We start from the raw sequence: 12,006 nt of genomic DNA, 5'->3' as shown, positions 1-12,006 counted from the left end.
CTTTGTCCATCGCGCCCTCCTCGACACGACGTCCAAATTTTCTAGAAATTTGCTTACTCCGCAGCGATTGCGCTGACATCTTGACCCGATGCCGCCAAGATCGCTTTGACGATGTTGTGGTAACCGGTGCAGCGACAAATATTGCCTTCCAGATGCTCTCGCACTTCCTGTTCGGTCGGTTTCGGATTTTCTTTAAGCAGAGCAGCCGTCGTCATCACCATGCCCGGTGTACAGAACCCGCACTGCAGGCCGTGGTGATCCTGAAACGCCTGTTGGATCACGTTCAAAGACCCGTCTGCATTCGCTTGGCCTTCAATTGTGGATACCTGCGCGCCGTCCGCCTCTGCTGCAAACATCGTGCAGGATTTCACCGCTTTACCGTCGACATGCACAACACAGGCGCCGCACTGCGACGTATCACAGCCGATGTGAGTCCCCGTCATGCGCAAGTCTTCACGCAAGAAGGACGACAACAATGTGCGTCCTTCTACGTCGCCGGAAACCTCTTTTCCGTTGATGGTCATCATGACTTTTGTCATCGCATCCTCCCTTGGATTTCTTGTCTCAGCTGCCGGTCATGCGCCGGAACCAGCCTTTCTTTTTTGTATCGTCTTCTGCGTCGGCCGCATCTGGATCGGGTGGTTCCACCGCATCCTGAAAGTTCGCAAAGAACTGATCGGCCATCTTTTTGGCGAAACCATCAATGATCCGGCTACCAAGCTGCGCGAGCTTGCCGCCGACGTTTGCTTCGACATCGTAATGCAGGATCGTGGCGTCGCCATCGGCCTCTAGCCGCACGTTCGCGCCGCCCTTGGCAAAACCCGCAGGCCCACCTTTGCCTTCGCCCGTCATCACGAGGCTTTCGTTCTCGACCATGTCGGACAATTGAACTGCGCCTTTAAAGGTCGCCTTCACCGGCCCCACTTTTTGCACGACTGTGGCTTCGAATCCCTCTTCGGGGGATCCGGACATTTCGGTGCATCCTGGTACGCATTCTTTCAACACGTCAGGGTTCAAAAGCCCTGCCCAGATTGTGGTCACGTCCGCTTGAATAGTACGGCTATCGGTTAATTTCATAAGGTATTCCGTTTTGCTTGCGCAGCTTAGCCTAGGACCGCGATCTTCTTGGCGATATACGACCAAGGGCTTAGTGACGCAGGAGTCGTGTGCCGATGATGACACCAAGACCGCGCTTCGCCAAAACATTTTTGCGGTCGTGTCACAAGGCGGCCTTAGACCTTTGGTGTATTGGCGCGGCTGCAATTGGCTGATTTACTGGCGTTATGACAAGTGATCTTCAAACCGCTTCCGCTGATACGCGTTTTGCGCACACCCGCGGTTGGGCATTGATCATCGATGACCATCCGCTTTTCTGTGACGCGTTGGAATTGACGCTGAGCGCGTTGGATGACTTCACCGAAGTTGTCACCGCCGACTGTATGGAGCAGGGGCTTCGTGTGTTGGCGGACAGGGGATCACCCGGTCCTGCGTTGATATTGCTTGATCTGAATTTGCCTGACGTCAGCGGGCTAGATGGATTAATCCGCATCAAACGTGCCGCGGAAAAAACCCCCGTCGTGATTGTGTCGTCGATGACCGACAACGCGATCATCAGCGGGGCGATTGCCGCTGGTGCGTCTGGATTTGTGCCAAAGCATTCCGGCAGGGTCGTTTTCAAAGAAGCCTTGGCCGCGATTGCGCAGGGCGGCGTTTATAAGCCCGCAGGTTTTGTCGAATCGGCCCAAGGGGATGATCTGGAACAGGTACTGACCCGACTATCGTCTTTGACGAACCAGCAGGGGCGTATTCTGGAATTGATTTGCGAAGGCAAGCTGAACAAGCAAATCGCGTTTGATCTGTCGATCGCGGAAGGCACTGTTAAGGTCCACGTGACCGCGATCATGCGTAAATTGGGCGTGCAGCGCCGGACACAAGCGGTGTTGGTCGCACAAGAAGCACGGTTCTTTAACAGATTGCCAAACGGAGAGACCTGATCATATCTTTCGGTCAGGGAGAAACGACAATGACGACGACGGGGGGAGTCCGCCAGAGCGTGCTCTGTAAGGCGGAGGTGCGGTGTACGACAACCGCGCCAGTCAAAGCATTACGGCAATTGCTGGGTGATGAACCGCTTGCGCTATTGGCGCTTTTCGTCACGTCGCAGGCCGATTTTCCAAGCGTTGTTGCGGAAGCTGGCCAACTTTATCCGGATACTGATGTCGTTGCCTGCACCACGGCGGGCGAAATTGGCGCGATGGGCTACGATGATGGTTTGATCGTTGCGGTCGGCTTTCCAGCCGCTGATTTCGCGTCGAAGTCTTTGGCGTTCACCGATCTCGAAAACTTTCAGGTTGAATCCGAAATGGACCGCGTCGCCCAAGAACGTGTCGCCTTGCAAGACCGTAGCCCCGAGATGGAAGAAGGGTTCGCCTTTTTGATTGTTGACGGCTTGTCCCTGCGTGAAGATGCGCTGACGACGACAATTTCACCTGCACTGCGCGATATGCCGTTGTTTGGTGCGTCCGCTGGGGATGGCGCGGATTTCACTGAAACACTGGTCGCTTTGAACGGGCAAATCGTGGCGAATGGTGCTATCTTGAACATGATCCGCAGTCGCCACCGCACCAAAGTGTTCAGCCTTGATCACCTTGTGCCGACCGATATCCAAATGGTCGTGACCGATGCCGATCCAGAATTGCGGATTGTGAAATCGATCAACGCCGAACCCGCTGGTCGCGAATATGCGCGGATTGTGGGCAAAGACCCTGAACAGCTTGACCGGTTTACGTTCGCGTCGCATCCCGTGGTCGTACGGATTGGCGGTGATCACCATGTGCGGGCGATCCAGCAGGTGAATGACGCGGGCGAACTGGTTTTCTTTTCTGCGATTGATGAAGGCATGGTTTTGACGGTGGCGACGCCTCAGAACATGGCCAGCCATCTGTCGGATAAAATGGCCGACATGGCCGCTGATCAACCGTTCACGGATATCATCGGGTGTGATTGTATCCTGCGTCGTATTGAGGCCGAGCAAACCCAAATGACGAACGAATTATCGTCCATTATGGCCAAGAATAGCGTGACCGGTTTTTCTACATATGGCGAACAAATTGGCCCGTTGCATGTGAACCAAACGATGACTGGCGTTGCCTTTTACCGCAAAGATAGCACCGCATGTCGATCGTAAACCCGAATGATCCGTTAGAGCGGCAGAACGAAAAGCTGCTGGTGATTGCCCAGTCGTTGATGCGGCGTGTTGAACAGAAGAATGATCAGTCGGGCCTAGCGTATCAGCAGTTTGAACGCGCGGCGTTGCTTGAAACGCAGGTGCGGCAGCGAACGCAGGAACTGGAGCGGACGCTTGATCTGCTACAGGATTCCAATGCGCGGTTGGAACAGGCGAATTTCGAAACCGAAGCTGCGCGAACGAACATCACTGAAGCGATCGAAACGATCAACGAAGGCTTCGCGCTGTTTGATCCGGATGAACGGCTGGTGTTGTTTAATAGTCGGTTTTGCCGCGATATTGCTGATGTTGCCGACGATCTGGCCGAAGGATTACCGTTTCAGGAATACGTCGAATTGGTGTCGCGAAGCCCGCATTTGGCGCATGAAAGCGGGGAAAGCCCTGCAGATTGGGCTGCTGCCCGTTTGTCCCGTCATAGCCACGACCACGTCGTGTTTAACGTCAGGCTGAGATGGAATCGCTGGCTGCAGATTTCGGAACATCGCACGGCGCGGGGCGGGACGGTTATTCTGCAAACAGATGTGACCGACATGATGCGGTCCGAACGGCAACAGCGTGATCAATTGCTGGATCAACAAGCACGTATTCTGCAGGCCACGCTTGATCACCTGAACCAAGGTGTCTGCATTTTCAACCACGACAAAGAATTGGTCGGTTGGAATAAAACAATGAGCGATTTTGCCGCGATGCCAGCCGATGAAAGCGTACATGGGCTGACGTTTTCGGCGCTATTGGCCAACATCCGCAACGAATTGACGTTCCATGATGGTTTTGACGACGCGCGTTTGTCGCGCTGGGCCAATCATCGGTCGCGGCGCAAGCCGATTGCGTTTGAAGTCACCCGAAATGAAGTCCAAATCCTAAGCGTCTTTGCACAGGAAATGCCGGATCGGGGTTTTGTGATTAGTTTCACCGATGTCACGTCGGAACGCCAAGCGGCGCGGGCGTTGTTCGATATGAACGAAACATTAGAAGCGGGCGTAATTGCGCGGACCGAAGAACTTGGTGTGGCGCTGGCCGAAGCGGAACGTGCGAATGCGTCGAAATCGCGCTTTGTCGCGGCTGCATCGCATGACCTTTTGCAACCCTTGTCTGCCGCTAAACTGTTCATGTCGTCTTTGTCGGATCAGTTGGATACGCCGCAAACCCTGACCGTTCTAGGCAAAGCAGAGACAGCGCTTGCTGGCGTTGAAAACATCATCGCCGCCTTGTTGGATATTTCCAAACTAGACGCGGGCAAAGCCGTATTCGATGTTCAGCCTGTCAAATTATCAGCGATTTTTGGTCCGTTGCGCGATGAACTGACGCCTGTGGCGACGGCAAAAGGTCTATCCCTAACGATCATTGAAAGCAGCCTAAGTGTGCAAAGCGATCCGGGCTATCTGCGACGGATCATGCAGAACCTGATTTCCAATGCGATCAAATATACGACGGCTGGCCGCGTTGTGGTTGGGGTGCGCCGCCATGAAGGATCAGCGCGCATCGAAGTGTGGGACACCGGACCGGGTATCGCGGAAAAAGACCAGCAAACCGTGTTTCAAGAATTCGAACGATTGGATGGGGCGACGCCGAATGACGGGCTTGGCCTTGGGCTTGCGATTGTTGACCGCGCGGCAAAGGGCCTTGGTCATGATTTGAACCTGCGGTCCGAAATCGGGCGCGGCAGTTGTTTTACCTTGGATACAAAGATCGCGCTGGGCAGCGGTGATACACTTGGATCAATTCCGCAGTTTCAGGCGGATTGGGGAGATGCGCTTGACGGGATGATCGTCTTGTTAGTGGAAAACGACGCGCAGTTGGCCACAGCCATGACATTCATGATGGAAAGCCACGGAGCAGAGGTTCTGCCAGCAGGCAACGCGCAAGACGCGAAAGAGCTGCTCGAAGAAATTCAATTGGTGCCTGATGTGGTCCTGCTGGATTATCAACTTGGCAGCGACGTGACCGGCATTGATCTGTATCGCGATTTACAAGCGGCTTACGGGAACGTGCCTGCGGCTGTTATTTCGGCGGATCACAGTCAGGCGTTGCGCCGCGATTGCGCGGCGCTTTCGCTTAAGCTGCTGGCAAAACCGATCGACAAGGAAAAGCTGCTAAGTTTCCTTGTCGTGCTGCGAGAAGAAGGGGTTGAACAAACGTGACGGATTTTGATTGGGACGATGCATTCGCCAATTCTGCCTACATTCCGGGATCGGAAACCTTTCCGGATCGCTGGACATCCGAGGCCGCAGCATACCGCGACAGTGGCATCCAGATTGAACAAGACATCGCATATGGCGCAGCCCCGCGTGAAGTGTTTGACCTGATTTTACCGGATGGGGCACCGCAGGGCTTGGCCGTGTTTGTGCATGGTGGCTATTGGATGCAAACGGACAAATCCATGTGGACGGCATATGCCGAAGGGGCGCGTGCGCGGGGTTGGGCAGTGTGTTTGCCAAGCTATACACTGGCCCCAGAGGCGCGCATCACAGATATCACCGAACAGATCACCGCGGCGATTACCCATGCGGCGAGTTTGGTGTCGGGACCTATTCGTATTGCGGGGCATTCGGCTGGTGGGCATCTGGTTGCGCGGATGGTTTCAGCTGATAGCCCGATTGCGGATCGTATCGATCACGCGTTGTCGATCAGCGGCGTCCATGATCTGCGTCCGTTGATGCAGACAAAGATGAACGCGACTTTGCGCCTTGATGAAACAGAGGCTGACCGCGAAAGCCCAGCTTTGTTGACCCCACATCCGGCGGCCCGGATCACCGCGTGGGTTGGTGGCAACGAACGCCCTGAATTTATCCGCCAAGCGCAGTTGTTCGGGCGGGCATGGTCAGCGCAAGGTGCGCAAATCACCTGTCAAATCAACGAAGGTCGCGACCATTTCTCGGTGATTGAGGGGTTGAAGGACCCTGACAGTCGGATCACACATGCCTTTGTTGGCTAACGAAGGACGCGTATCATGACCCTGCCGCTGAAAGATCAATTCGTCTTGCCTGAGGGCATGATTTATCTTGATGGGAATTCTCTTGGCCCTTTACCCAAAGCGGTGAACGCGCGGCTGCAGGCTGCCGTGACTGATGAATGGGGCCAACATCTGATCAAGGCGTGGAACGTCGATGACTGGATGGGCCAACCGATGCGTGTCGGTAATATGGTCGGTCGTTTGATCGGTGCGCCGGAAGGATCCGTCACGATGGGCGATACCCTGTCGGTCAAGGTCTATCAGGCGTTGTCGGCTACGCTTGAAATGCGTCCGGATCGCAAGGTGATCTTGTCCGACAGTGGAAATTTCCCATCCGATTTGTATATGGCGCAAGGCCTGATTGCGCATCTTGGCAAAGGGCACGAACTGCGGATCGTGGAACCTGAAGATGTGATGGATGCGCTAACCGATGACGTTGCCGTCGCGATGATCACGCAGGTGGATTACCGGACAGGGCGGTTGCACGATATGGCATCGATGACGGCCAAGGCGCACGATGTGGGTGCCGTGATGCTGTGGGATCTGGCGCATAGTGCAGGGGCCTTGCCTGTTGATGTCACCACATGTGGCTGCGAATTCGCCGTTGGCTGTACCTACAAATATCTCAACGGTGGACCGGGTGCGCCCGCGTTTATCTATGCGCGTCCTGATATCGTTGGTGATATCTCTCCAGCCCTTTCAGGTTGGCTAGGCCACGACGCGCCATTCGCGTTTGAACCTGATTATCGTCCCGCAATGGGGATTGAACGCATGCGTGTCGGAACGCCACCTGTGCTGCAAATGACCGCGTTAGAGACTGCTTTGGCCGTTTGGGACAATGTCGATATGGATGATCTGCGGGCTGCGTCGGTCGCACTTTGTGATCAGTTCATTGAAGAGATTGAGGCGCGTTGCCCTGACCTGACGCTGGTCAGTCCTCGGGATGGGACGTTACGCGGCAGTCAGGTGTCGTTTGCGTTTGAGCATGGTTATGCCGCGATGCAGGCGGTGATTGCGCAGGGCGTCATCGGTGATTTCCGTGCCCCCAACATTATGCGTTTCGGGTTTACGCCGCTTTACATTGATGCGGCTGATGTGACGGGCGCCGTGGATGTTATTGCCAATGTGATGACCAATCGACTGTGGGATGATCCCAAGTTCAAACAAACCAGTCGGGTGACGTAAATGGATCGCGCAGATATTGTGCATGACGCGTTTATGACGCGTCTCGCGTCAGGTGATTTTCCGGACGGCGCGGCCCCTGAAGGCCCCTTGTCTAATGCAGAGGCGCTGGCGATATTTGAGGCGCAGTGCCTAAGCCGCAATCTTGATCGCAGGTCTCGCAAAATGCAGGCGGCGGGCGAAGGATTTTATACGATCGGATCATCCGGCCATGAAGGGATGGCTGCAGTCGCGTCGGCCCTGCGTCCAGATGACATGGCGTTTCTGCATTACCGCGATGGTGGGTTCCAGACACGTCGGTCCGCACAGGTCGGCGTCGATGCGACCCGCGACATGTTGCTCAGCTTTGCGACATCGACTGACGACCCAATTTCGGGCGGTCGGCATAAGGTGCTGGGATCGCGGGCCATGAATATTCCGCCGCAGACATCCACCATCGCCAGCCATCTGCCGAAGGCGGTTGGTGCCGCCTATTCGGTGGGGATGTGTCAGCGACATACGCCTGTGCAACAATCAATCCCAGACGATGGCTTGGTGATGTGTTCGTTTGGTGATGCGTCGTCGAACCATTCCACCGCGCAAGGGGCGATTAACACGGCCTGCTGGACGTCCTACCAATCGGTGCCCTTGCCGCTTTTGTTTGTGTGCGAAGATAACGGGATCGGCATTTCGACCCGCACGCCGCAGGGCTGGGTTCATGCGAATTTTGCGCAAAAACCGGGACTGAAGTACTTTCACGCCAACGGTCTTGATCTGTTCGAAACCTACCGTGTCGCGGCAGAGGCAGCGGCTTACGTCCGTACCCGCAAAAAACCGGCCTTCCTGCATTTGTCCCTTGTTAGGCTCTATGGTCATGCAGGTTCAGACATGCAGCAAAGCTATTTGCCCAAGACTGTTTTTGAAAGTTGGGAAGGCGACGATCCCTTACTGCATTCCGCACGTTTGTTGATTGCGTCTGGGGCTGCAACGGCGGATGAGATTGCCGCGATTTACACGCGGACCGAAGATGATTGCGCGCGCGTCGCGGCAGAGGTGATCACCCGACCGCGTTTGCAGAATGCCGCCCAAGTCATGGACAGCATCGTGCCGCCAAAGCGTGATCTTCCCGCGACCAACGGTCCGTCGACAGACGCCAGAAGCGCCGTGTTCGGGTCTGATTTGAAACAGATGACCCAACCGCAACCGATGTCAAAACTGCTGAATTGGGCGTTGACCGATCTGATGCTTGCGCATGGCGACATTGCGATGATGGGCGAAGATATCGGCGCAAAGGGTGGCGTTTACGGCGTCACGCAAAAGCTGTCTGCGCGGTTCGGGCGTGACCGGATGATCGACACGTTGCTGGATGAACAATCCATCCTTGGGCTGGCGATTGGCATGGCGCATAACGGCTTTACGCCAATGCCGGAAATCCAGTTCTTGGCGTATCTGCACAACGCCGAAGACCAGATCAGGGGCGAGGCTGCGACGCTGTCATTCTTTTCCAACGGTCAGTTCACGAACCCGATGGTCGTGCGGATCGCGGGGTTGGGGTATCAGAAGGGCTTTGGCGGGCATTTCCACAACGACAATTCACTGGCCGTGCTGCGTGATATTCCGGGGGTGGTCGTGGCGGTGCCAAGCCGTGGTGACGATGCCGTAAAGATGCTGCGCGAATGTGTGCGGCTTGCGCGCGAAGAACAGCGCGTCGTGGTGTTTGTAGAGCCTATTGCGCTGTATCCGATGCGTGATCTGAACGAAAAAGACGACAAAGGATGGATGCAAACCTATCCGGCGGTGGATGAAACCATTGCGCTTGGCCGCGTTGGCGTGACGGGTGACGGGCCTGTCGCGATTGTGACATACGGAAACGGTCATTACCTTAGCCAGCAGGCTGCGGCTGACTTGGCAGACAAAGGAATTGCGACGAGGATCATTGATTTGCGGTGGATTTCGCCTTTACCAGAGATTGATTTGATCGCAGCGCTTGCAGGTGCAGAACGCGTGCTGGTGGTCGATGAATGCCGGAAATCGGGCAACGTGGGCGAAGGCGTCGTGACGCTTTTGACTGAGCAGACCGATTTGCCCGTGAAACTGCTTGCCGCCGATGAAAGCTTTATCGCAACGGGGCCTGCCTATGCGGCCACGATGCCATCCAAGGACAGCATCGTGACGGCGGTTCTTAACGGCTAGATTGCGCCTGATATGGACCTGCCGGGATGACCTTGGCGGGCACCATTTTACCCAGAACATCGACCTCGACTGCGGTGCCTTCTGCGGCATATGCAGTCTCTACAAAGGCATATGCGATGTTCAGGCCGGTCCGGTAACCCCAATCACCCGATGTGACGGTGCCTACGACTTTGCCTTCGATCATGACCGATGACCCACCGTGTGCAGCCGCATCGGTGCTATCAAGTGCCATAGACACAAGCAGGTGTTTCGGGTCGCCCTTTTTTTCCAGCGCGGCTTTGCCGACGAAGTCTTCTTTGTCCATTTTAATGAAACGGTTCAGGTTCGTTTCGAACGGATCGAATTCGGTCAGAATATCGGCTTTCCAATGCAGGTAACCCATTTCCATCCGCATGGAATCGACCGCTTTTGCACCGAAAATTTTCATGCCATGAGCCTTGCCCGCTTCACGAAGCGTCAAATACGCACCGTAAAGAGACGCGTTCGGGATGTGCAATTCGTATGCGGTTTCGCCAGAGAAACTGACCCGCATCACGGTCGCTGGCGCGATCCCGATGTATGCCTCGCGCACGGCGAGGAACTTGAACGCCTCGTTCGACCAATCGCCACGGCTGACCGACGACAGTACGTCGCGGGCCTTTGGACCAGCGATGATCAGGATGGTTTGATCGTTCGTCAGGGATTTGATCTGCACGTCCTCGTCGTCGCGAATGTGCTGCTGCAACCAGTCCATGTCGTGCAATTCGGACGCGGCGGCTGACCCGTACCATACGCGATCAGGTCCACGATCCGACGCAGGAATGTTCGCGATTGTGGCTTCCGCTTTGACGTTGCCGAGGTGGTTGAGCAGATAGATCAGACCCATGCGGCCCGGTTTGCGTGGCACGGTGCTACATGACATCCGGTTCAGGAAATTGCTTGCGTCTGCACCTGTCAATTCGAACCGGTTGAACCCGTTGACTTCGCAGATGCCAACGCCAGTTTGCACCGCTTTGACTTCTTCGCCGACGGCATCGAAGCTTTCGTCGAACTTGAAGGTGTGGGTGTGGTGGAAGTCCGCTGATGGCTTGATGTAATCCACGCGTTCCCAGCCGTTTACGATGGTGAATTCCGCGCCTTCAGCCGCCATGACTGGTGTCAATGGCGTGGTTTTGGCATTACGGCCAGCTGGACGGTGTTCGTTGGGGAAATGGAAGCGGAATTCGTTTTGGTAATCTTCGATTGCTTTTAGCGCGGTCAGTTCGACGTTTGTGTGTTCGCCGAAGCGACGCGGATCGATGCACCATGTGTCATAAACCGCTTCGCCATGGACGATCTGTTGGGCCAGCAGCCAGCCGTGACCGCCGCCTTCACCAAGCCCCGCCCGCAGACCGATGCAGCAGAACGCGTTGCGCTTGCCGGGGATCGGTCCCACAAGCGGTGCGCCGTCGATGGTGTAGGTGATCGGGCCGTTCACGACATTCTTGATGCCGACTTCCATCAGGGCAGGCATCCGTTCAAACGCGCCCTCCAAAACGTCGGTAATCCGGTCGAGGTCGTCGGGGCAAAGCGCATTCACAAAATGCGGATCGATGCCGTCCATGCCCCACGTCTTACAGCCCTGTTCGTAGAAGCCGATCAAGAGGCCGTTCTTTTCCTGACGGCTGTAGTAATCGCTGATCGGGCAACGCAGCAGCGGCATACGTTTGTCGGATTCGACAATCGCAGGGATGTCTTCGGTGACAAAGTACTGGTGTTCCATCGACGTAACAGGATGTTCAACGCCCATCATCGCGCCGACCTCGTTCACGCGGTAACCACATGCGTTCACCACGATTTCACAGTCGATATCGCCATGTTCGGTGTGGACCGTCCAGCTGTCATCTTTGTGCTGCGTCAGGCCAGTCACAGGAGTGTTGCGATACACCTCGGCCCCCGCTTTGCGGGCGCGCCGCGCAAGCGCTTGGCAAAGCGATGCCGGATCAATGTCACCGTCGTTGGCATCCCACAGACCACCAAGCAGGTTGTCGGTTGAAATCAGCGGATGGCGGCGCGCGCATTCCTCGGCATCAAGGATTTCGAATTCAACGCCCATACCACGCGCCATAGACGCAAAGTGACGGTAGCCGTCCATCTGTGCCTCTGTGTTGGCAAGACGGATACCGCCGTCACCATGATTGTATTGTACCGGATAGTCGGCATCGTCGCGCAGTTCTTTGTAAAGATTAATCGAATGGGTCTTCAGACCAACCATCGTCTGATTGCCGCCAAAGTTCGTGACCTGTGCTGCGGAATGCCACGTCGTGCCGGATGTCAGTTCATTGCGTTCGACCAAGACAACATCGGACCAGCCTTCTTGGGTCAGGTGATAAAGAGTTGAGCACCCTGCAATACCACCGCCAATAACGACAACCTTTGTTTGCGACTTCATGTGACAGTTCCCTTGTGTGTTTAAACCCAATGACAGCGAAAC

General features: G+C 55.6%; 9 protein-coding genes. 6 read left to right on the top strand and 3 right to left on the bottom strand.

What is annotated here, in order from left to right:
- Positions 1-53: 53 nt before the first annotated feature.
- On the bottom strand, positions 54-539 hold the full coding sequence (locus MWU61_RS09220; protein ID WP_247128043.1) for a (2Fe-2S)-binding protein: 486 nt from the start codon (positions 537-539) through the stop codon (positions 54-56).
- Between the two features lie 25 nt (positions 540-564).
- Positions 565-1,077 (bottom strand): carbon monoxide dehydrogenase subunit G, encoded by a 513-nt coding sequence (locus tag MWU61_RS09215; protein ID WP_247128042.1) that lies wholly within the window; start codon positions 1,075-1,077, stop codon positions 565-567.
- A 206-nt stretch (positions 1,078-1,283) separates the two neighbouring features.
- Between MWU61_RS09215 and MWU61_RS09210 the strand changes: the two genes are divergently transcribed.
- From MWU61_RS09210 to MWU61_RS09185, 6 genes are read left to right on the top strand one after another with little or no spacing between them, the layout of a single operon-like run.
- Positions 1,284-1,994, top strand: a complete 711-nt coding sequence (locus MWU61_RS09210) for a response regulator transcription factor (RefSeq protein ID WP_247128041.1) — start codon at positions 1,284-1,286, stop codon at positions 1,992-1,994.
- A 29-nt stretch (positions 1,995-2,023) separates the two neighbouring features.
- Complete coding sequence (locus tag MWU61_RS09205) at positions 2,024-3,187, top strand: FIST N-terminal domain-containing protein (protein WP_247128039.1); 1,164 nt, start codon at positions 2,024-2,026, stop codon at positions 3,185-3,187.
- Entirely contained in the window at positions 3,175-5,388 is a 2,214-nt protein-coding gene (locus tag MWU61_RS09200) for a PAS-domain containing protein (RefSeq protein ID WP_247128037.1), read from the top strand. Before MWU61_RS09205 ends, MWU61_RS09200 begins: the two co-directional genes overlap by 13 nt.
- On the top strand, positions 5,385-6,182 hold the full coding sequence (locus MWU61_RS09195; protein ID WP_247128036.1) for an alpha/beta hydrolase: 798 nt from the start codon (positions 5,385-5,387) through the stop codon (positions 6,180-6,182). Before MWU61_RS09200 ends, MWU61_RS09195 begins: the two co-directional genes overlap by 4 nt.
- Before the next feature lie 15 nt (positions 6,183-6,197).
- Entirely contained in the window at positions 6,198-7,385 is a 1,188-nt protein-coding gene (kynU, locus tag MWU61_RS09190; protein WP_247128034.1) for a kynureninase, read from the top strand.
- The gene (locus MWU61_RS09185; RefSeq protein ID WP_247128032.1) at positions 7,386-9,554 is read left to right on the top strand and encodes a thiamine pyrophosphate-dependent enzyme; all 2,169 of its coding nucleotides are present in this window, start codon (positions 7,386-7,388) and stop codon (positions 9,552-9,554) included. It abuts the gene before it with no gap.
- Here MWU61_RS09185 and MWU61_RS09180 read toward each other — a convergent pair.
- Positions 9,544-11,964, bottom strand: coding sequence for an FAD-dependent oxidoreductase (locus tag MWU61_RS09180; RefSeq protein ID WP_247128030.1), 2,421 nt, complete (start codon positions 11,962-11,964; stop codon positions 9,544-9,546). The genes MWU61_RS09185 and MWU61_RS09180 overlap by 11 nt on opposite strands.
- Positions 11,965-12,006: the final 42 nt, after the last annotated feature.

Source organism: Loktanella sp. F6476L, from assembly GCF_023015725.1.
In the GTDB taxonomy this organism is placed as follows: domain Bacteria; phylum Pseudomonadota; class Alphaproteobacteria; order Rhodobacterales; family Rhodobacteraceae; genus Yoonia.
This window is presented reverse-complemented; position numbering and strand designations above follow the sequence as displayed.